Source organism: Leclercia sp. LTM14 (genome assembly GCF_023736175.1).
Lineage (GTDB): Bacteria > Pseudomonadota > Gammaproteobacteria > Enterobacterales > Enterobacteriaceae > Enterobacter > Enterobacter barmai.
In genome coordinates, this window is record NZ_JAIKTT010000004.1 from 191,931 (window position 1) to 212,909 (window position 20,979).

The following is a 20,979-nucleotide window of genomic DNA, read 5'->3' on the forward strand; positions in this document are numbered from 1 at the left end:
GACAGGGATGATGGACAAGGAACAGGTGAGTTTACCCCGGCGCGTACTCAGCGCCTTACTGAGCGTGCTGCTCGCCACGCAGCCGATGCTGCCTGCCGTGGCGGCAACGCTGACGCCAACCGGCAACACCCAGCAGGATCAGGCCGCTAACGGCGTGCCGGTGGTCAATATCGCCACCCCGAACGGCGCAGGTATATCGCATAACCAGTATCAGGATTACAACGTTGGTAAAGAGGGGTTGATCCTCAACAATGCCACCGGCAAGATGAATCAGACCCAGCTTGGCGGGCTGATTCAGGGCAACCCCAACCTGACGGCGGGCAGGGAAGCGACGGGCATTATCAACGAAGTCACCGGCACCAACCGGTCGCAGCTGCAGGGCTATACCGAAGTGGCGGGCAAAGCCGCTAACGTAATGGTCGCCAACCCCTACGGCATCACCTGTAACGGCTGCGGGTTCATCAACACTCCTAACGCGACGCTGACCACCGGCAAACCGGTGCTCGACGCCAGCGGCAAACTGCAGTCGCTGGACGTCAGCAAGGGCAGCATCCTGATTGAAGGCCAGGGCCTGGACGCAAGCCAGAGCGATGCGGTGTCGATCATCTCCCGCGCGACCGACATCAACGCCCAGCTGCACGCCAAATCCCTGACGGTAGTGGCAGGGGCGAACCGGGTTGCGGCCGACGGCAGCATCAGCGCCATCCCGGGCGAAGGCCCTGCGCCGAAAGTGGCGGTGGACACCGGGGCGCTGGGCGGGATGTACGCTAACCGTATTCGCCTGGTCTCCAGCGAAAAAGGGGTGGGCGTTAACCTCGGCAACCTGAATGCCCGCGAGGGGGATATCACCCTTGATGCCAGCGGCAGGTTGACGATGCATAACAGCCTGGCCAGCGGCGGGATTACCGCGAAGGGCGAAAGTATGGCGCTGACCGGCGACCATAAAGCCGGGGGCAACATTACCCTGAACAGCCAGAGCGAACTGGCGTTGCAGGATGGCTCGCTGAACAGCGACCGTGACCTCGTGCTCGACGCCAGGGGTACGCTGTCGCACGGTAATGCAAAACTGACCGCCGGGCAGGATGTCTCCCTCACGGCGCAACACCTCAGCCAGGACGCCCGCAGCGAAACGGATGCCGCCCGGCATATCAGCGTAACTGCCCGCGACAGCGCCACCCTCAACGGGCGCATGACGGCCGGGCAAAACCTGTCGCTCAACGCCACTACCCTGACGCATAACGGCGAGCTGGTGGCGGGGAATACGCTCTCTCTCAATGCCGCCAGCCAGACGCTTAACGGAGCGATGAACGCCACCGGCGATCTCAGCGTGGCCGGACAGCTGATCGCCACCACCGGGGCCTCGCAAATTCAGGGCCGTAACCTGAGCATTACCGCCAGACAGGCAGATCTGAAGGGGACGCAGGCCGCCAGAGAGGCCCTGACCGTTAACGCCAGCGAGACGTTATCCCACAGCGGCAAAAGCAGCGCGAATACCCTGACCCTGAGCGCGCCGACGCTGGAAAACAGCGGCGTCGCCATCGCGTCAGCACTTAATACGCAGTCGCAGACGCTTATCAACGCCGGGCTGTTGCAGGGCGACACGTCCCTGCTGCTGAATACCGGGACGCTGGACAACCAGCACAACGGCACCCTTTACAGCGCCGCGAATCTGACCCTGGCTATCCCGAATATCACTAACCACGGCCTGATCGCCAGTGACGGTGCGCTGGCGGTTGCGGCCAGCACCCTCAGCGGCGAAGGGCTGTTACAGGGCACCGATGCGCTGACCCTTTCCGGGGATAACCTTTCCCAGGGAGCGGCGGGACGCTGGCTGACCGCAGGCTCGCTGGCGATCACCGCCGGACAGCTCGCTACCGCAGGCATCATTCAGGGGCAGGATCTCAGCGTTAATGCTGGCGACTGGCAGCATGATGGCTCCGCGCTTGCTGCAGGCCAGTTTGATACCCGCTTAACCGGCTCGCTGCTGAACAACGGCGACCTGATGAGTCAGGGCAATCTGAGGTTCCACGTACCGCACCTGACCAACAACGGTAATTTGCTCGCCGCAGGCGACATGCAGCTGACGGGCGTGCGGCTCACGAACAACGCCACGCTGCAGGGGAATACCCTCAGCCTGACGCAGGGCAGCATCGAAAACGCCGGAACAGTCATTGGTCTGAACGGACTGGGGCTGGAGACCACCGGCTCCCTGTACAACCGGGGAGATCTGTTGAGCCAGCATGCCCTGACGGTGAACGCCCGGGACATCACCAACAGCGGCCGGTTGCAGGGGCAGAACCTCTCCCTTGCAGGCACAAATCTGACCAACAGCGGTGCCATCCGGAGTGCCCAGGATCTGGCGCTGACGTTAAGCGGCGACATGGCCGCCGTCACCGGCAGCAAAATTACTGCCCTGAACAGTGTCCGGATCAGTGGAAAAGCCCTCGACAACCAGGGGCTGTTGAGCGCGAAAAACCTGAATATTGACGGAGACTCGCTCAGCAACAGCGGGGAAATCAGCGGCGTCAGCGGACTTAATCTGCACCTGACAGGCGACCTGATGCAGGCAGGGAAAATGCTGAGCGGGGCAGGCCTTACCGTCCGGGCGGGCAACATCAGCAACAGCGGCCAGATGCAGGGGGATAACACCCGGCTTGATGCCCGCACGCTTAACAACGACGGACGTTTACAGGGCGACAGCGGCCTGACGCTTACGCTGCTGGATGCATTGACTAACCAGACCAACGGCGTCCTTCTCAGCCAGAATGCGCTCAGCGTGACCGCCCCGGTGGTGAGCAATAACGGTACGATTCAGGGGAACGGGATCGCCACGCTCACCAGCATCACGCAGGTCCGCAATAACGGCAACATCCTCTCCGGTAGCGACCTGACGCTCTCCACGGCGGATTACAACGGCGCGGGCTGGCTGCAGGCGACGAACCTGCTGATGAAGGTGGCGAAACTCGCTAACAGCGGCACGATGATGGCGACGCAACGCGCCACCTATACCGGCAACAGCCTGACTAACGCCGGTACTCTGCAGGCGGCACAGCTGGCGGTGAATGCGCAGACGCTGACCAACAGCGGCACGCTGCTCGGCAACAGCAGCCTGACGCTGAACAGTGACAGTATCAGCAACGATAACGGGAACCTGTTCAGCGGGGGCGATCTGCTTACCGAAGCGGCCTCCCTCAGCGGCGTGGGCCAGATTGTGGCGCTCGGCAACCTGACGCTGAAGCTGGTAAACAGCTGGACGGCGCAGGGCGTGGTGGCGGCAAACGACCAGCTAACCATTACCAGCCAGGGCGACATCAGCAACCAGAGCACTCTGCAGGGCAACGGCATCACGCTGAACGCCGCGGGCAAGGTGACCAATAATGGCCTGATTACCGCAGGAGGCGGCACGACTTCGCTCTCCGGCAGTGAGATTGCCATGAACAGCAGCGGCTCGCTGCAGGCCGGCGGCGATGTCAGCCTCTCCAGCCAGGGCGATATCACGCTTGATGGCTTTACCGGCACCGCCGGAAATATGGCGCTCACCGCCGCCGGGTCGGTGATCAATACCGCGCTGCTCTATGCCGGAAATAACCTGTCGCTGTTCGCGGATCGTATTGCGAACCTGCGGGGCGATATGCTGGCGGGCGAAGACCTGGTGATGCAAAAAGATGCCTCCGGGGCGGCGAATACAGAAATCATCAATATCTCCGGCAATATCGAAACCACGAAGGGGGATATCACGCTCAGAACCGGGCATCTGATTAACCAGCGGGACGGTTCAGGTTCTTCCAGCAACACGGTTGATATTGATAATCCCGGATATGTCGGTAAGCCCGATTTCCAGGTAAGCCTGGAGGATGCTGACAAAGACAGCTACAAGATAGTGAAAACCAGGACCGATGTCTGGGTAGGAAGCTGCTCAAGCTTCCCGGCATATCCGGGTGCATGCACCATGGATGAACCCTTTTTCAGGACTTCTTACAGGTTAAGCGATACTGGTTCCACTAAGCGCTTTGCCATAAGGCGTACTGAAGTGGATGTCAGTGATTCAGCTGGGGCCGGGCGGATTGCCTCCGGTGGAAATATGGATATCGGTGCCGGATCGCTGGAAAACAACGGTAGCCATATTCTGTCGAACGGGGATATGAGTCTCCATGGTGACAGCCTCAATAACCAGAGCTGGCAGGCAGGTTACAGCACTGAGTATCTCATCTATACCGCTACAGGCATCAGTAAGGATGGCATCACGTACACCTTAGCCGGACGTGATACCGAAACGGACAATTCAGGGCCAATTATCCGGGCAGTCATTCAGGCGGGCGGCATTGTCACCGCCAGGTTCGACAATGACATCAGCAACACAAACACCACGTCAAACGCGGGAACCATCAGCAATACCCTTGTTGCGCCGGACCTGAATACGCCATCAACACAGAGCATCGCAGGTGGCGCGAATCAGCAGTCACTGGCTGATGCCAGCACAACGGCCATCACCGCACCGGACTGGCAGAACGCTGCTGAGGGCCAGGCAATTGCCGATGGCGTAAACCTCGTACCTGGCGGCCTTGAAGGCAATTATCCTCTGCCTTCCGGTAAGAACGGCTATTTTGTCACCTCTACCGATCCTGACAGCCCGTACCTCATCACCGTCAATCCGAAACTCGACGGGCTGGGGCAGCTCGATCCCTCCCTGTTTGGCGACCTGTGGAAGCTGCTGGGTGTCAATCCAGGCGCCGCCCCGCGTGAAACGGGCAGCCAGTATACCGACAGCAATCAGTTCCTGGGTTCCGCGTACATGCTCGACCGCCTTGGGCTGAATCCGGAGAAAAATTACCGCTTCCTTGGCGATGCCGCCTTTGATACGCGGTACGTCAGTAACTACGTGCTGAACCAGACCGGAACACGCTATATCAGCGGTCTGGGCTCCGATCTCGATCAGATGCGCTATCTGATGGACAAGGCCGCCGACGCACAAACCTCGCTGGGGCTGAAGTTCGGGGTAGCGCTGACGGCAGACCAGATAGCCACTCTCGACCACAGTATTCTGTGGTGGGAAGCCGCCACCGTTAACGGCCAGACCCTGATGATCCCGAAGGTGTACCTGTCGCCAAAAGACGTCAGGGTGCAGAGCGGCAGCGTCATTTCCGGCAATAACGTGCAGCTGGCGGGCGGCAATGTCACCAACAGCGGAAGTTCGCTGCTGGCGCAGAAGGGGCTGTCCATCGACAGCAGCAACAGCATCAACAACCTTAACGCCGGGCTTATCAGCGCAGGCGGCGGGCTGAACCTGACCGCGCTCGGTGATATCAACAACATCAGCTCCACCATCAGCGGTAAAACCGTGGGGCTGGAGAGTGTGACGGGCAGCATTAACAACATCACCCGTGCACAGACGTGGAATGTGGATGCGGGCCGCGTGCGCTTAAGCGGTACGGATGTGGGCGTCACCTCTTCCATTGCGGCAACGGACGGACTGACGATGCGTGCCGGGCAGGATATCAATATCACCGGCGCCAGCGTGGCGGCGGGTGGCGGCCTCGGCATGGCAGCGGGCAACGATATTAATGTCTCCGCGAATGAGATTAGCGAGAGCCGGTATGAGCGCAACAGCGCAACGACAGAGACGGCTTCCGTTACGCAGCAGCGCAGCACGCTGACGGCAGGGGGCGATCTGACCCTGCTCGCTGGCAACGATCTCAACGCGCGAGCCGCAGGGATCGCCGCCGAAGGGGATGTGGGCATCCGGGCCGGTCGCGATGTAAACCTGCTGGCAGAGGCCAGCACCGAAAGCGCCAGCAGCAAAACGAAGAAAAAACCGCTATCGATGAGTCCGTGCGTCAGCAGGGCACGGAGATCGCCAGCGGCGGCAACACGGTCATCATCGCCGGGCGCGACATGAACGCGCAGGCGGCAGAGGTGACTGCGCAGGGCGATATCGGCGTGGCGGCGGGTCGCGACGTCAGTCTCACCACGGCCACCGAGAGCGACTACAGCTACCGGGAGAAAACCAAAACCAGCGGCGGGTTCCTGAGTAAAAAGAAAACCCACACCATTCAGGAAGACAGCGCGACGCGGGAGAAAGGTTCCCTGCTGAGCGGCGATAACGTGACGGTGCAGGCGGGCAACAACTTGCGGGTGTTAGGCTCGGCGGTGGCGGGCGACGGTGACGTTGCATTGTCGGCGGCGAACAACGTCGACATCGTGGCGGCCACCAACACCGACACCTCCTGGCGCTTTAAGGAGACCAAAAAATCCGGCCTGATGGGAACGGGCGGCATCGGCTTCACCGTCGGCACCAGCAAATCCACCCATGACATGCGCGAGCAGGGCACCAGCCAGAGCGGAAGCTTCAGCACCGTCGGCTCGACGGGCGGGGACGTCAGCATCACGGCAGGGAAGCAGGCGCACATTGCCGGGGCGGATATCATCGCCCGGAAGGATATTGCGGTTCAGGGCGACAGCGTGGTGATTGACCCGGGCCACGACAGACGCACCCGCGATGAGAAATACGAGCAGAAGAGCAGCGGCCTGACGGTGGCCCTGTCCGGCACGGCGGGAAGTGCGCTGAACAGCGCGGTCACCACGGCGCGGGATGCGGCAAACGAGAGCGACGACCGGCTGGCGGCCCTGAAGGCGACGAAGGCGGCGTTGTCAGGCGTGCAGGCTGACCAGGGCGCGGCTCTGGCGAAGTCTGACGGGGATCCGAACAACGGGCTCGGGGTCAGCCTTTCCCTGTCGTCGCAGAAGTCGAAATCGGAACAGCATGCGCAGAGCGATGCCGTTGCAGGCAGCACGCTGAATGCGGGCGGTCACATGGCGATCACCGCCACGGGCCAGGGGCAGGGTAAAAACAGCGGCGATATCCTGATTGCCGGCAGCCAGCTGAAGGCCGGAGGGGATACTGCCCTTGCAGCCGCAAATGACATTGTTCTGGGCGGTGCCGCGAATACCGAAAAAACGACGGGTAAAAACAGCAGCAGCGGCGGTAGCGTCGGGGTCAGCGTCGGTGGTGGCACATCGGGCTACGGTATCGGCGTCTTTGCCAGCGTGAATGCGGCCAACGGAAAAGAGAAGGGTAACGGCACCGCATGGACGGAGACCACCCTCGACAGCGGTGGCACGGTCTCGATGACCAGCGGACGCGATGCCATTCTTGACGGTGCGCAGGTTAGCGGTGACAAAATCGTGGCCGACATCGGGCGCGACCTCCTGATGCGCAGCCAGCAGGACAGCAACGATTATAAGTCGAAGCAGACCAGCGTGGCGGCGGGGGGCAGCTTTAACTTCGGCAGCATGACCGGCTCGGCCTATGTCAGCGCCAGCCAGGACAAAATGAAGAGCACCTTTGACTCGGTGCAGGAGCAGACCGGGCTGTATGCCGGTGACGGTGGTTTCGACATCACGGTCGGCCGCCACACCCAGCTGGACGGCGCCGCGATAGCCTCCACCGCTGAGGCGGGTAAAAACCGCCTGGATACGGGTACCCTGGGCTTCAGCGATATCCATAACGAAGCTGACTATAAGGTCAGCCACAGCGGCATCAGCATGAGCGGCGGCGGTGACTTCGGCGGCGACCAGTTCAGGGGCAATATGCCGGGCGGGATGATAGTCGCGGGCGGTAGCAGCGGCCACGCGGAAGGCACCACCCGGGCGGCGGTGAGCGAGGGGACCATCACCGTCCGCGACCAGGCAAACCAGCAGCAGGACATGGCGGACCTGAGCCGCGATACGGAGCATGCCAACGGCAGCATCAGCCCGATCTTCGACAAGGAGAAGGAGCAGAAGCGGCTGCAGATGGTGAGTCTCATCGGCGAGATTGGCAGCCAGGCCATGGACATCGCCAGGACGCAGGGCGAGCTGGCTGGCCGGGAAGCGGCTAAAGATCCGCAGGCGCTGGATGAAGCCCGCCAGCAACTGGCCCGGGAAGGGAAACCGGTGACGGACAAAGCGGTGGCGGAGCGGGCCTACGGGAACGCGATGGCGCAGTACGGCACCGGCAGCCCGATCCAGCGGGGTATCCAGGCGGCCACGGCCGCGCTGTCGGGGCTGGCAGGCGGGAATATGGCCGGGGCGCTGGCAGGTGCAGCGGCCCCGGAGCTGGCCTACGCCATCGGTCATAAGTCGGGTCTCAGGGAGGATGACGTCGCGGGCAAAGCCATTGCCCACGCCATTCTGGGCGGCGCGGTAGCGGCCCTGCAGGGGAACAGCGCAGCAGCAGGTGCCGCGGGCGCGGCAGCAGGCGAGCTTGCGGCGAAGGCCATCGCGGGTGTGCTGTATCCGGACGTGAAAGACCTGTCGAAGCTGAGCGAGGAGCAGAAGCAGACGGTCAGCGCCCTGGCCACGATTTCGGCGGGAATGGCGGGTGGTCTTGCGGGGGACAGCACGGCGGGTGCGGCAGCGGGAGCGGGGTCCGGGAAGAATGCGGTTGAGAATAATGCTTTGAGTCTGCCGAAAGGGATGACAGAAACCGGACAGGCAGCTACATCCTGGGTGAAATATGCGCAGGACAACAATCTCTCGCCGGAGCAGGTGCAGGCCGGATTACAGGATATTGTGCGCGGTGATTTGCCGGAAAGCGCGGATATTATCAAAGCCATCCTGAGTAACAATCCAGGCTCTGATACGGTAATGGCTCTGCTGACAGCGGAAGAGGCGAAGGACTACGCGCTGGCTCTGTTGACGTCAATCCCGGCAGAAAAAGCGTTATCATTAGCGGGTAAAGCAGCCGGTATTATTGATAACAAAATCCTGATTAGTGCGGCGGAGAAAATATCGACGGCGAAACCGGGTAAACAATCGGCAGTACCAAGGGATTTGAATGAACAAATAGTATGGAAACACGTGCAGGAAAATCCGGCAGCAGGAGAAAAACTGCTCGGCATGAATAATGATCCGCGTTTCCCTGCAAGTGCAGGTTTCCAGAAGATGCAGGCAGTCCAGAAAAATGCCAAGGGAGAATCAATAACTATTCATTATCAGTACAACTCTACTACTGGTAAAGCTTATGATATTAAAATTGATACTCCACAAAGGATTAGCTCTAATCCGGCAGATGTGTTCGAAAATATTAAAGGGCTAATTAAATGAAAATCAGAGAGAAAGATGGAACAGTTATAAATGTGTTTTCAATTTATTGGTTTGGTGACGAAACATATTTTTATGGGTTTCCCAAAAACTATGGAGGCTTGATTGCATATAGAGCGAGTCAAGTGACTGTAATTGAATCAGAAATGGATTTTAAGGCAATGTATTTTGAAAATAATGCGAAGAGCATTCATCATTGGGCACTGATTAAAGAAAAGTTGCTGGATGATATATTAGAACGAGATGAAGATGCCTATAAGCGCTTCCTTGAAATCGTGAAGGCTGAAGGTCTGGTTGATCCAGATTTTTATTAATCATCATAGATCCCGGCCACCGAGCTGGGATCTTTTTACCCGTCAGCCCTTAACCGGCTCGATCACCAGTCTTCCCTGCTCCACGCTGACAATGACTGGGGTGTCGGTGCTGAATCCCGCTTCAGCCAGCCAGTTGCCGTTCAGGCGCAGGCTGAGGCTGTGGGAATAGCAATTGGTCATACAGGTACAGGCTCTTTAACAGCGCTGGAGATAAAAGGAGACCAAAAAGTCCGGCCTGATGGGCACCGGCGGCATCGGCTTCACCGTCGGCACCAGCAAATCCACCCACGACATGCGCGAGCAGGGCACCACCCAGAGCGGGAGCTTCAGCACCGTCGGCTCGACGGGCGGGGACGTCAGCATCACGGCAGGGAAGCAGGCGCACATTGCCGGGGCGGATATCATCGCCCGGAAGGATATTGCGGTTCAGGGCGACAGCGTGGTGATTGAACCGGGCCACGACAGACGCACCCGCGATGAAAAGTACGAGCAGAAGAGCAGCGGCCTGACGGTGGCCCTGTCCGGCACGGCGGGAAGCGCGCTGAACAGCGCGGTCACCACGGCGCGGGATGCGGCAAACGAGAGCGACGACCGGCTGGCGGCCCCGAAGGCGACGAAGGCGACGAAGGCGGCGTTATCCCTGGTGCAGTCCGACCAGGCGGTGGCGATGGACCAGGCGAAGGGTGCCTCTGACAGCGGCAACACCAGCACCGTCGGCATCAACGCCTCGCTGGGGTCCCAGTCGTCAAAATCCTCCTCGCACATGCGGAGCGAAACATCGGCGGGGATGGCGGGGGGGGCTGGCGGGTGACAGCACGGCGGCTGCGGCAGCGGGTGCCGGGGCCGGGAAAAATGCGGTTGAGAATAATGCACTAAATGATAAGGACAAGAAGTTTCCGATTCTTGATATCCGTCCGGGCTGGCTGAAACCGGGGATTATAGATGAGGATGGAGATCCTCTTGGCGCAGGCGGTGGGATAGCTAAAGGTGGCAAAGTCAGCCCTAGTGCGAAGGACAACCTAATTTCGTCAGCAAATAAACCGATAAATGGGCAAGGTATGTCTGCCGCTGCAAGGGCTTGGGAAAAGCATGCAGGCAGAGATAGTGGAACTTTTGAACCTTTAAAAGGAAATGTGGCTCAGAAAAATGAATCGGCAAGTAAGTTTGTAAACGACGTTTTGAGTCATCCGGGCACAGTTAAAAGGGAATTGTCTCGTGGTGGGGTTGAATATCGTTTACCAAGTGGTCAAGGTATTCGTTACAACGCTGATGGTTCGTTTTCTGGTTTTTTAGATCCAAGAAGGTATGGTAAATGAGTAACGAATTTGAAGTAGACTTTTTTAGTGATTCTCGTTACGAGGAACTGACTGCGGAAATATCCTATAGAGGACAGATACTTTGCCAGTTGAACAAAGATAAGGGTGTTGATTCTATCGAAATAGAATTTTTTTCAGATAGCCGAATCTTGCCCGAAACTGTAGAAATGAAATTCCCAGTTGACGATTTTTTAAAGATATTAATGCAAACAAAAGACGAACTGATTGGATAGTCGTCAGGATCCCGGCCTTAGCGCCGGGATCTTCTTTTTACGCGTCAGCCCTTAGCCGGCTCGATCACCAGTCTTCCCTGTGTAACGCTGGCCGTGACCGGCGTGTCGGTGCAGAATCCCGCCTCTGCCGGGCAGTTGCCGTTCAGGCGCAGGCTGGGGCTGTGGGAATACCAGGTGGTCATGCAAGTACAGACTCTTTAACAGCACTGGAGATAAAAAGAGACCAAAAAGTCCGGTCTGATGGGCACCGGCTGCATCGGCTTCACCGTCGGCACCAGCAAAAATTAAAGACATACCAAGTGGTAGGGTCGGTAAACTACCCGATGGGTGAACGGTTATAGTACGTGAGCGTAGCGCCGAAGAGCGTCCAACATTGGAGATCCAATCAGGGAAGAATAGGATCAAATTTAGGTATGATGAGTAATCATATATGACTGAAAAATTGATTAAAATCCCGCTTGCTGAGGGTTCTCTTCATAATAGTCAACTAGAGGATTTGCGATATTCCTCAGGTTCCCTTGAGTTGATTTTGTCTTCAGGGGATAACGCTGAAGGCAGCAAAGTTAAAGTACTGTTCGATTGGATTTATTCCTTCCGAGTGACTGATGAAGGTGACCTATTGAAAATGCAGGAAGAGCAGAAAGGAATGATGCTTACAGGACTTTATCGCGTTGAAAAATCTAAGTATCTAGAATGGTTTAATGAGCAAAACGGTAATATACATGATGGAGTCGTTCATTATATGTTCTCAACTACGGACGATGTTATAGATATTTTAGCATCTATTAGTCCTTCAATATCAATCCATTATTAACAATAATCCCGGCTACTGTGTCGGGATTTTTTACTCGTCAGCCCGGAGCATCAGTCTCCCTGGCCCCAGACTGACCATGAGCGACGTATCGGTTGCTTCTGCCTGGCTGTTGTCGTTCAGGCGCAGGCTGCGGGAATAGCAATTGGTCATACAGATACAGGCTCTTTAACAACACTAATATAATTAAACACACAGGCGCGGTAGCTAAAATGTCGGGCGCTTAAACAGCCTCCTGAATATTTATAACCGTTCTAACGCCGGGAATGTCAAGTATCCGTTCTGCTTACATCTGACCAGTACAATCCATTGCAGATATTTATATACACAAATTGCCGAAAATCGATGTCATCATGATTAAGATAAAATATCAAATTCTGTAGTTTTTCGTTTAACTCAAACCCGTACTGATATTGAATGGTACATAGCTTATTCTTAATCTCATAAAGCCGGTCAAAATGCCTTTGAGCCTCCGAAAATGAAGAACCTTTGATTTGTTGCATGAGATTAAAGCATTCGTTTTCATAGGTAACTAACAAATCGTTAATTGCGTTAGAGGTATCCCTGTAAAGTATTAACTCTTCCTCTAAAAAAGGCCAGATGCTCATTGGTTAATTCTCAAGATTTATTGAAAGAAATCAGATATGGCATTTCGATTAACTTAACATTATTACCCTAACATAGGGTAAACTTTTTCATAGCGCGCTAATGTTTATAAGGATTGTTTTTATTTTATTTTAAATCTTATGTTTATTATTCATGGTGTGCATTTTTGTAAGGTTTGTATATGTAATTTGAATGGTTTTTGATTACTGACAGGAGGGTGATTATTGCGTTAATCAAACGCAGGCAAGATAAAATCTGAAAAATATATAAACACGAACAAAATGAATCGCTGTCTGTCATAATGCAATCGCTAACGCTGTGTGTTTAATAAAGTTTTATTTATAATTAATTACCTCTTAAAAAACCCAAAAACCTTCGAATAATATCAATAAGGAGAATGGTGCTAACACCATTTTTTCTAAAAGGAAATTTAAATATCATGGTCAATAAATTTATTGCCACTTCGCTCTGCTTAAGCGCGTTATTACTCTCAGGCTGTGCAACGGAATCCTCCCGATCCGTTGAAGTGGCGAAAGTTGCCACTTATAACACCTCGTGGCAGGGACAGCGCAGCCCGATATCGGTCGGGAAATTTGATAACCGCTCCAGCTACATGAATGGCATCTTTTCAGATGGCGTCGACCATCTGGGTAATCAGTCAAAAACCATTTTGATCACCCATTTGCAGCAAACTGGCCGCTTCAACGTGCTGGATCGCGCAAATATGGAAGAGATTAAAAACGAGTCCGGCATCAGCGGAAAGCGTCAGCAGTTGAAAGGGGCGTCGTACGTCATCACGGGCGATGTGACGGAGTTTGGTCGCAAAGAGACCGGCGACAGGGCGCTGTTTGGCATTCTGGGGCGCGGCAAGTCGCAGGTGGCGTATGCGAAAGTGGCTCTCAACGTGGTTAACGTCAGCACCTCCGAAGTGGTTTATTCATCCCAGGGAGCGGGTGAATACACGCTGTCTAACCGTGAAGTGCTCGGCTTTGGCGGCACGGCCAGCTACGACGCCACGCTGAACGGCAAAGTTCTCGATCTCGCGATCCGCGAAGCGGTAAATAACCTGGTTGCCGGTACTGAAAACGGCAGCTGGGACCCGTCAAATACACATTAAAAGGAATTAATGATGGCAAAGATAAAAAGCCTGCTTTCCGGCGCAGCTGTGCTGCTGCTGGCCGGGTGTGCAACAAAATCACCGCAGCAGATCTATACCTGGGGTGATTATCAGGACACTGTTTATGACTACTACACCAGTAAAACCAGCCCGCAGGAGCAGATCGCCTCACTGCAGAAACTGATTACGGCATCGCAGGCCAGCAGCAAACCTGTGCCGCCTGGCGTGCATGCCCAACTGGGGATGCTCTACAGCAATACCGGGAACAGAGATCTGGCGATGGCCGAATTTAACGCTGAGAAAAAACAGTACCCGGAATCGGCTTCTTATATTGATTTCCTCACCACGAAAAAATAACGGAACCTAAAATGAAAGGAATCTCCGCTCTTCTGACCCTGGCATTGACGCTGGTCGTAACGGGTTGCACAACCAATAAGACGCCCCCGGCCGATTATTCCGCTTTTAAAGAAAGTAAACCGCGCAGCATTCTGGTGCTGCCGCCAGTAAATAAGTCGCCGGACATCAACGCGACCCACGGCTTTTTGAGCAACGTAACCCAGCCGCTTGCCGAGTCCGGTTACTATGTGTTCCCGGTGGCAGTGGTGGAAGAGACGTTTAAACAAAACGGCGCGACCCATCCTGACGACATCAGCGCGATCCCGCTGAAAAAACTGCACGATATCTTCAGCGCGGATGCGGTGATGTATATCACCATCACCGATTACGGCACCTCTTACCAGGTGATCAGCAGCGATACGCGGGTTATTGCCTCGGCGCGTCTGGTGGATTTGCGCACCGGAAAAGAGCTGTGGACAGGCGCTGCCTCGGCTTCAAGTAATGAAGGCCAGACCAATAACAACGGTGGCCTGCTGGGAATGGTAATCAACGCGGCGATCACCCAGATTGCGCATTCGGCTACGGACAAAGCCTATGACGTTGCCCGCATCGCCAGCGCACGTCTGTTTAGCCCAGGGCCGCGGGGTCTGTTATATGGCCCGCGTTCGCCGAAATACGGGCAGACTGCTCAGTAACCTCTTCAATCCCGGCCCCTGTGCCGGGATTAATTTATTGCCCCTCTTTTTAACCTGCCCGCAAACACCGGTTAACCCGGAGCGCTCACCGATATATCCTGTTTTTCATAACTCATGTTTATAGTTACCTGTCGATATTAAACGTCACATGTTATATTTTCGCTGGATTAATCTGTTGTAGGGATAACGAAGAGCAAGATTTTATCTTTATGTTATGGGTTCTGCTGGCGGATAGTGGAGAAATTACGCGATCTGTCGATAAGCTTGTACATAGTATTAGCTCTACGTAATATGCATTAGAACATTTACTAAACAAATATGACCACGCGTAAAGGGAAGTACTTTATGACGGTTGTTAATCACTCATCCCCTTTACATGTTCGTATTCCCATAAAACTGTTGTCCCTGGCAAAGTCATGCAGGAAACAAAAAATACTGACTTGTGAATCACGAGTAATGCCATGAAAAATTATGATGATTTGCAGCGTTTCAAGGATAAAACGCGCACCGGTGACATCAATTTCAAGGACTTGTCTGCGCAAAACAAGCAGGCTTCCGCCAGCGGCTGGGCGATCATCAACCAGCTGGCAGGTGTGGATAACGATTCGGCGCTGGCGAAAGCCGGCAGCGTCGCCGTTCCTGTTCCACAGGCGGTGAAACCCGGTGAACTGGATGTTGCCCTTGCCAGCCTGACGAAAGCTCCTGTGGCCGGGCCCGCGGGTGCTGCGCCGTCGATCATGCAAAGCATGAATGCCGTTAGCGCAGAAAAAGGGGAACAATCGCCGATTAACCCGGCTGCACCTTCGTTCTTTGACCAGCTAAAACCCGAGCCGACAAGCCCGCCGCCGGTGAAAGAGGTGCCAGCCCTGGTGCCGCAGGCTGAGCTGCGGGCAACGCCTGCGCCCGTGGTGCCCATTGCTGAGGCCGTCCCTGCGCCGAAACCGGCGGAGCCGGTGCGCTTTGAACAGCTGTTCGCGACCAAAACGTCCGAACGCGCCAGCCATCCGGTGAAAGATCTTCCGTTACAACCGCTCCTGGAGAAAATCGCTTCATGCCGTTAGTGTGTATTTGCTCGCCAAAAGGCGGAGTAGGGAAAACCACGGTCACGGCCAACCTCGCTTATGCTCTGGCTCGTTCCGGCAATAAAGTTCTGGCCATTGACTTCGATGTACAGAACGCGCTGCGTCTGCATTTTGGCGTACCGTTGTCCGACGGCCGCGGCTACGTTGCCCGTGCCAATGAGTCGGCAGACTGGAGCCAGTCGGTGCTGACGGCGGGCAACAATATGTTCGTCCTGCCCTATGGCGAAGTGACGGAAGAGCAGCGCCTGATCTTTGAACACAACCTCACCAGCGACAGCAATTTCCTCGCGCGCGGGTTAAGTTCTCTGCTGAGCTACCCGGGGCTGGTTATTCTGGCCGACTTCCCGCCAGGGCCGAACCCGGCGCTGAAGGCGATCTCCCCGCTGGCCGATTTGCACCTCGTGACCCTGCTGGCCGACACCGCATCGCTGTCGCTGCTGCCCCACATTGAAAACCACCGGCTGACCGGCGGCGCACCGCCAGATAACAAGGCCGGATACTATTTCCTGGTGAACCAGAGTGATAACCGGCGCCATATCAGCCGTGACGTCACCGCCTTCTTACAGCAACGCCTCGGCGATCGCCTGCTTGGTGTGATCAACCGGGATGAAAGTGTGCCTGAGGCCAATGCCTCACAGCAGTCGATACTGGATTTCAGCGCCACCTCGGCGGCGGCGTTCGATATCGAGCTGGTGAGTAAGCGTATCGCGGCTATTTTGGGTATTCAGGTCGGTGACGGCGCCGTGCACGCCAGTCTGAGAACCTCCAGTTTCTGACGACAATTTCCAGGACGTCCTATGAAAAAGGCGCTGTTTTATTTACTGCTATTGGTCTTAGCACCTATTGCAGTGCTTATTATTATTACCCCGATGGACAGCCAGAAGCAGTATATCTTCGGCTTAATCAGCATCGGGGCGCTAATGCTGCTTGGTTTTAGCAAACACCACCGCGTGTCGGTAATCATGATGATTGTGGCGGTGTTAATGTCCACACGATATATCTGGTTTCGGGCCACGCAGACGCTGCATTTTAATTCCGAAATAGAGGCCATACTGGGGATCGGGTTATTTCTCGCCGAACTCTATATCTGGATAACCATTATTTTAAGTTATCTGCAAAACCTCTTTCCGTTACAGCGCAAGATCGTCCCGCTGCCCGATGATATGGCCCAGTGGCCGACGGTGGATATCTATATCCCGTCGTATAACGAGAGCCTGGACGTGGTGCGCGATACCGTGCTGGCGGCGCAGTGCCTGGATTATCCGGCGGATAAACTGAAAATCTACCTGCTGGATGACGGCAAGCGCAGCGAGTTTGCGGTGTTTGCCGCCAACGTCGGGGTAGGGTACATCACGCGTAACGATAACTCCCACGCCAAAGCGGGCAACCTCAACCACGCCATGAAGCTCACCAAAGGCGAGCTGATCTGCGTCTTTGACTGCGACCACGTGGCGACGCGTATCTTCCTGCAGGCGACGGTGGGTGCCTTCCTGCAGGATCCGAAGCTGGCGCTGATGCAGACGCCGCACTACTTCTACTCGCCGGATCCGTTCGAGCGTAACCTCTCTGCGGGCCGCGATATTCCTAACGAAGGCCAGCTATTCTACGGGCAGATCCAGCGCGGAAACGACAACTGGAACGCCACCTTCTTCTGCGGCTCCTGCGCGGTGATCCGCCGCAGCGCCCTGGAAGAGATTGGCGGCTTTGCGGTAGAAACCGTGACCGAAGATGCCCACACCGCGCTGAAGATGCAGCGCCTGGGCTGGAAGTCGGCCTATCTGGATATTCCGCTGGCGGCAGGGCTGGCGACGGAACGTCTGGTGGTGCACGTGATCCAGCGTACCCGCTGGGCGCGCGGCATGACCCAGATTTTGCGCGTCGATAACCCGCTGCTGGGCCGGGGCCTGAAGTGGCAGCAGCGTCTGTGCTATCTCAACGCCATGCTGTCTTTCCAGTTTGCCCTGCCGCGCGTGGCGTTTCTCACCGCGCCGCTGGCTTACCTGCTGTTTAACCTGAACATTATCCACTCCTCGGCGAGCCTGATTTTCGCCTATATGCTGCCGCACCTGTTCCTCTGTATCTATGTGAACTCGCGGGTCAACGGGCGCTTCCGCTACAGCTTCTGGGGTGAGATTTACGATCTGGTGCTGGCCTTCCACCTGGTGCTGCCGACGGTAATCACCCTGATCTTCCCGAAACGCGGCAAGTTCAACGTGACCGATAAAGGCGCGCTGCTGGATGTGGGCTACTTCGACTTCAGCATTGTCCGTCCGCACCTGATTATCGCGGTGCTGCTGGCGGCGGGGGTGATCGCCGGTATCGTGCGTGCCGTCGCCCATGACTACTTCAGCGTCGACCCGATGGTTATCGCCCTTAACGTCGGCTGGGGCGTCTACAGCCTGATCTTCCTGCTGGCCGCCATCGCCGTAGCGCGGGAAACCCGCCAGACGCGTAAAACCATCCGTATCGATGCCAGCGTGCCGGTGGTGATCCACTACGCCAGCGGCATCTCCTCGCGCAGCCATACCCTGGATTTATCCATGGGCGGCTGCCGTATTGCGGTGGTGGATGACCGCCACCTTACCGACGAGATCGAAGAGATTGAGCTGCAGCTGCAGTCGGGGGCGATCAGCATCCCGGTGAATGTGATTGCCCACGATGAGCAGTACATTCGCCTGATGTTTGACGAGATCCCGCTGGACCGCCGCCGCGAACTGGTGCGCGTGGTGCTGGCCCGCGCCGATGCGTGGATCAACCCGCCTAAACGCCAGGACAACCCGTTCCGCTCGTTGTTTATCATTATTCGCAGCGTATTTGATCTGTTCTGGCTGACCTGGAAAGACCGTCGTAACAAGCGTCGTCAACGCCATGAGGATGCAGGGCGCAGGAATAACGCCACCGAGGATACCGCTGTATGAAAGGGATGACCCGCAAAGCCCTGCAGTTGCTGTTTATATTTGGCGTACTGGCGCAGCCGGTGACGGCGGAAGAGCCGACCACCGTGGAATCGCTGCTGCCGACAGATCTCCCGCCCCCGGTGACGGAGGCGGCGCAGCCCGCTGCGGACACGGCGCCGGCTTCACTGCCAGCTCCCGATACGCTGCCCGCGTTCCAGACCCCGTCTGCGGCTGAGGCGGCCGCAGAGCCTGCCAGCCCGATGCCGGATGCGGTGCCTGCGACCCCGGCACCCGATGCCGCGCCTGCTTCTCCTGTGCCGATGGGGATCACCCCCGGCACCACCAGCAGCATTACCGTTGCCCAGATGGGGCAGCCGAATGGCGTGGTGCTGAGCGGTGGGCAGCTTCAGGGCGGGATCGACTTTACCCTCTCGGCGGACCAGGTGATCACCAACGCCCAGCTGGAGCTGAACCTGAAGGTTTCTCCGGCGATGGCGGCGCGCAACACCACGCTGCAGCTGATGCTCAACGGCCAGCCGCTGGGCACGGTGCCGCTGGGCTCCGCCGACAGCAACGTGTCCAACTATCAGCTGGACATTCCGGCGGCGATGGTGGTGTCACGCAACAACATCAGCTTCAAAATCAACGACGGTGACGCGCTGCTGTGCCAGCGGGATCTGTCCGACAGCTACCAGGTCACCATCATGCCGAACACGCGGCTCGATCTGGAGGCGCAGCAGCTGAACATTGGCGCGGATCTGAGCCATTTCCCGCGTCCGTTCCTCGACGAAATGCAGATGACGCCGACCACGCTGACCTTCGCTTTCCCGGCCAAAACCCTGCCGGAGCAGGTGGGGGCGGCGGCGCTGATCGCCTCGTGGCTGGGGATCGAAGCGGACTACCGCGGTATTTCGTTTGATGCCCTGCATGACCAGCTGCCGGAGAAAAACGGCATCCTGCTCGGCAAGCCGGGCGAGTCGATTGGCGGCTTAACCCTGCCCGCCTCGAACGGGGCGATGCTGCAGGTGGTGGATAACCCGGCCAACCCGATCTACAAGCTGCTGCTGGTAGTGGGCAATAACGAGCAACAGCTCAGGAGTGCGGCATGGCGTCTGACCCGCGGCCAGTTCAACGGCCAGACCACCAGCCTGCCGGTGGAAGCCCAGAACATCCCGGTCAGCAAACCCTACGATGCGCCGCGCTGGATCGCCACCGACCGCCCGGTGCTGCTGAGCGAGCTGATGCGTAAAGATCAGAGCCTGACGGTGACCGGCATCTGGCACGAGCCGCTGACCCTGGCATTCCGCGCCGCGCCGGATCTGTTTATGTGGGATGGCGACACCATTCCGCTGAAAATTGCCTACCGTTTCCCGTCCGAAAGCTGGATCGACGAGCAGCGTTCGTATCTGTCGATGACCTTCAACGGCACCTTCCTGCGTAATCTGCCGGTCAACAAACAGGGGCTGCTGGAAGGGCTGTGGCACAAGCTCGGCGGCGATGCGCGTCAGGAGAATTTTGTTATGCCGCTGGAGCCGTATCTGATTTACGGCGACAACCAGCTGCAGCTCTATTTCAACATCCAGACCCAGGAGAACGCGCCGTGCAGCGTGCTGCTCAATAACAACATCAAGAGCCGTATCGACGAAGAGTCAAGCATCGATCTGAGCAATTCGCGCCACTTCACGCTGCTGCCGAATCTCTCTTACTTCGTGGGGGCTTCGTTCCCGTTTACCCGCCTGGCGGACTTCTCGCAGACGGTATTACTTCTGCCGGAAAACCCGAGCGAAAGCGAGATTAGCACCCTGCTGGATCTCTCCGCCCGCTCCGGTAACGCCACCGGTACCGCGCTGAACAACAACCGCGTGATGTTCGGTCTGCCGTCCGGCGGGGCGAACCTGCTGCGCCTCGGTGAAAGCGACGTGCTGGCGGTTTCTTCGCTGAATCAGACCGCCTTCAACCGCGCCCTGCTGGCCCAGTCACCCTTTATCAGCAACGAGCACACCTTTGGCGTGCGCGAGCCGAAGATGCTGGACAGAGTGCAGAACCTGCTGGAAGGAAACTGGAACACGACCGCCGTCGATGCCGACCGCTACTTCTCGTCGAACGAGTCCTGGCGCGGCTTTGTCAGCTTCCGCTCCCAGTGGAACCCGCAACGTCTGGTGGTGATGGCGATTGGCAGCGACGACACGCAGCTTTCGCGTCTGCATAACGACCTGAACTCCGCCCGGATTAACGCCGGGATCAGGGGCGACACGGCGATCATCACCGATGAAAACGGCGTGCGCAGCTTCCGCGTCGGCCCGCAGTTCCCGAGCGGCCAGATGCCCTGGTACATGATGGTGGTGTGGTATGCCACGCAGCACTCCGCCATGCTGGCAATCTTTGGCCTGCTGTTTGCGACGATTATTGGCCTGAGCCTCTACTCGTTACTGAAAAAACGCGCGCATAAACGTCTTAACCCACAGGATTCAGATCGTGAGTAAGGGTGGTA

The 20,979-nt window shown here is 56.9% G+C and carries 15 protein-coding genes and 1 pseudogene; 14 read left to right on the forward strand and 2 right to left on the reverse strand.

What is annotated here, in order from left to right:
- Positions 1-10: 10 nt before the first annotated feature.
- From K5I40_RS11700 to K5I40_RS11705, 3 genes are read left to right on the forward strand one after another with little or no spacing between them, the layout of a single operon-like run.
- Positions 11-5,896: a filamentous hemagglutinin N-terminal domain-containing protein gene (locus K5I40_RS11700; RefSeq protein ID WP_405023084.1), complete on the forward strand. Its 5,886-nt coding sequence runs from the start codon at positions 11-13 to the stop codon at positions 5,894-5,896.
- Positions 5,830-9,084 carry a hemagglutinin repeat-containing protein gene (locus K5I40_RS24135; RefSeq protein ID WP_405023083.1) on the forward strand — a complete coding sequence of 1,085 codons (3,255 nt, stop codon included), beginning with the start codon at positions 5,830-5,832 and terminating at the stop codon, positions 9,082-9,084. The genes K5I40_RS11700 and K5I40_RS24135 overlap by 67 nt, the downstream gene beginning before the upstream one ends.
- Positions 9,081-9,395, forward strand: a complete 315-nt coding sequence (locus tag K5I40_RS11705) for a hypothetical protein (RefSeq protein ID WP_039031723.1) — start codon at positions 9,081-9,083, stop codon at positions 9,393-9,395. The genes K5I40_RS24135 and K5I40_RS11705 overlap by 4 nt, the downstream gene beginning before the upstream one ends.
- A gap of 42 nt (positions 9,396-9,437) precedes the next feature.
- Here the strand turns inward: K5I40_RS11705 and K5I40_RS11710 are convergent, their stop codons facing one another.
- A complete protein-coding gene (locus K5I40_RS11710; protein WP_223074582.1) occupies positions 9,438-9,575 on the reverse strand; it encodes a SymE family type I addiction module toxin in 138 nt (45 codons plus the stop codon).
- Between the two features lie 34 nt (positions 9,576-9,609).
- Between K5I40_RS11710 and K5I40_RS11715 the strand changes: the two are divergent.
- The 3 genes and pseudogenes from K5I40_RS11715 to K5I40_RS11725 form a co-directional block, all read left to right on the forward strand.
- A pseudogene (locus K5I40_RS11715) lies at positions 9,610-10,200 on the forward strand (hypothetical protein); the annotation flags it as partial.
- Positions 10,201-10,453: 253 nt separating this feature from the next.
- On the forward strand, positions 10,454-10,711 hold the full coding sequence (locus tag K5I40_RS11720) for a hypothetical protein (RefSeq protein WP_223074640.1): 258 nt from the start codon (positions 10,454-10,456) through the stop codon (positions 10,709-10,711).
- Complete coding sequence (locus tag K5I40_RS11725; RefSeq protein ID WP_223074583.1) at positions 10,708-10,944, forward strand: hypothetical protein; 237 nt, start codon at positions 10,708-10,710, stop codon at positions 10,942-10,944. Before K5I40_RS11720 ends, K5I40_RS11725 begins: the two co-directional genes overlap by 4 nt.
- A 44-nt stretch (positions 10,945-10,988) precedes the next feature.
- Here K5I40_RS11725 and K5I40_RS11730 read toward each other — a convergent pair whose 3' ends face one another.
- Complete coding sequence (locus K5I40_RS11730) at positions 10,989-11,126, reverse strand: SymE family type I addiction module toxin (RefSeq protein ID WP_223074584.1); 138 nt, start codon at positions 11,124-11,126, stop codon at positions 10,989-10,991.
- Positions 11,127-11,374: 248 nt separating this feature from the next.
- Here K5I40_RS11730 and K5I40_RS11735 point away from each other — a divergent pair, with 248 nt between their 5' ends.
- The 8 genes from K5I40_RS11735 (at position 11,375) to bcsB (ending at position 20,971) form a co-directional block, all read left to right on the forward strand.
- On the forward strand, positions 11,375-11,758 hold the full coding sequence (locus tag K5I40_RS11735) for a hypothetical protein (protein ID WP_223074585.1): 384 nt from the start codon (positions 11,375-11,377) through the stop codon (positions 11,756-11,758).
- 1,042 nt (positions 11,759-12,800) lie between these two features.
- Positions 12,801-13,478, forward strand: coding sequence for a CsgG/HfaB family protein (locus K5I40_RS11740; protein ID WP_039031725.1), 678 nt, complete (start codon positions 12,801-12,803; stop codon positions 13,476-13,478).
- A gap of 12 nt (positions 13,479-13,490) precedes the next feature.
- The gene (locus K5I40_RS11745; RefSeq protein WP_039031726.1) at positions 13,491-13,835 is read left to right on the forward strand and encodes a DUF4810 domain-containing protein; all 345 of its coding nucleotides are present in this window, start codon (positions 13,491-13,493) and stop codon (positions 13,833-13,835) included.
- Between the two features lie 11 nt (positions 13,836-13,846).
- Positions 13,847-14,509, forward strand: a complete 663-nt coding sequence (locus K5I40_RS11750) for a DUF799 domain-containing protein (RefSeq protein ID WP_223074586.1) — start codon at positions 13,847-13,849, stop codon at positions 14,507-14,509.
- 461 nt (positions 14,510-14,970) lie between these two features.
- Positions 14,971-15,570: a cellulose biosynthesis protein BcsO gene (gene bcsO / locus K5I40_RS11755; protein WP_138370260.1), complete on the forward strand. Its 600-nt coding sequence runs from the start codon at positions 14,971-14,973 to the stop codon at positions 15,568-15,570.
- Positions 15,561-16,367: a cellulose biosynthesis protein BcsQ gene (bcsQ, locus tag K5I40_RS11760; RefSeq protein WP_039031729.1), complete on the forward strand. Its 807-nt coding sequence runs from the start codon at positions 15,561-15,563 to the stop codon at positions 16,365-16,367. The genes bcsO and bcsQ overlap by 10 nt, the downstream gene beginning before the upstream one ends.
- 21 nt (positions 16,368-16,388) lie before the next feature.
- Positions 16,389-18,509: a UDP-forming cellulose synthase catalytic subunit gene (bcsA, locus tag K5I40_RS11765; protein ID WP_052246239.1), complete on the forward strand. Its 2,121-nt coding sequence runs from the start codon at positions 16,389-16,391 to the stop codon at positions 18,507-18,509.
- Positions 18,506-20,971, forward strand: coding sequence for a cellulose biosynthesis cyclic di-GMP-binding regulatory protein BcsB (gene bcsB / locus K5I40_RS11770; RefSeq protein WP_223074587.1), 2,466 nt, complete (start codon positions 18,506-18,508; stop codon positions 20,969-20,971). The genes bcsA and bcsB overlap by 4 nt, the downstream gene beginning before the upstream one ends.
- The last annotated feature ends 8 nt before the right edge of the window (positions 20,972-20,979 follow it).

What these genes read in the sequence shown, in the direction of transcription:
- K5I40_RS11700 (WP_405023084.1), top strand. Translation starts at nt 11, where the DNA reads ATGGACAAGGAACAGGTGAGTTTACCCCGGCGCGTACTCAGCGCCTTA.
- K5I40_RS11705 (WP_039031723.1), top strand. Translation starts at nt 9,081, where the DNA reads ATGAAAATCAGAGAGAAAGATGGAACAGTTATAAATGTGTTTTCAATT.
- K5I40_RS11710 (WP_223074582.1), bottom strand. Translation starts at nt 9,575, where the DNA reads ATGACCAATTGCTATTCCCACAGCCTCAGCCTGCGCCTGAACGGCAAC.
- K5I40_RS11720 (WP_223074640.1), top strand. Translation starts at nt 10,454, where the DNA reads ATGTCTGCCGCTGCAAGGGCTTGGGAAAAGCATGCAGGCAGAGATAGT.
- K5I40_RS11725 (WP_223074583.1), top strand. Translation starts at nt 10,708, where the DNA reads ATGAGTAACGAATTTGAAGTAGACTTTTTTAGTGATTCTCGTTACGAG.
- K5I40_RS11730 (WP_223074584.1), bottom strand. Translation starts at nt 11,126, where the DNA reads ATGACCACCTGGTATTCCCACAGCCCCAGCCTGCGCCTGAACGGCAAC.
- K5I40_RS11735 (WP_223074585.1), top strand. Translation starts at nt 11,375, where the DNA reads ATGACTGAAAAATTGATTAAAATCCCGCTTGCTGAGGGTTCTCTTCAT.
- K5I40_RS11740 (WP_039031725.1), top strand. Translation starts at nt 12,801, where the DNA reads ATGGTCAATAAATTTATTGCCACTTCGCTCTGCTTAAGCGCGTTATTA.
- K5I40_RS11745 (WP_039031726.1), top strand. Translation starts at nt 13,491, where the DNA reads ATGGCAAAGATAAAAAGCCTGCTTTCCGGCGCAGCTGTGCTGCTGCTG.
- K5I40_RS11750 (WP_223074586.1), top strand. Translation starts at nt 13,847, where the DNA reads ATGAAAGGAATCTCCGCTCTTCTGACCCTGGCATTGACGCTGGTCGTA.
- bcsO (WP_138370260.1), top strand. Translation starts at nt 14,971, where the DNA reads ATGAAAAATTATGATGATTTGCAGCGTTTCAAGGATAAAACGCGCACC.
- bcsQ (WP_039031729.1), top strand. Translation starts at nt 15,561, where the DNA reads ATGCCGTTAGTGTGTATTTGCTCGCCAAAAGGCGGAGTAGGGAAAACC.
- bcsA (WP_052246239.1), top strand. Translation starts at nt 16,389, where the DNA reads ATGAAAAAGGCGCTGTTTTATTTACTGCTATTGGTCTTAGCACCTATT.
- bcsB (WP_223074587.1), top strand. Translation starts at nt 18,506, where the DNA reads ATGAAAGGGATGACCCGCAAAGCCCTGCAGTTGCTGTTTATATTTGGC.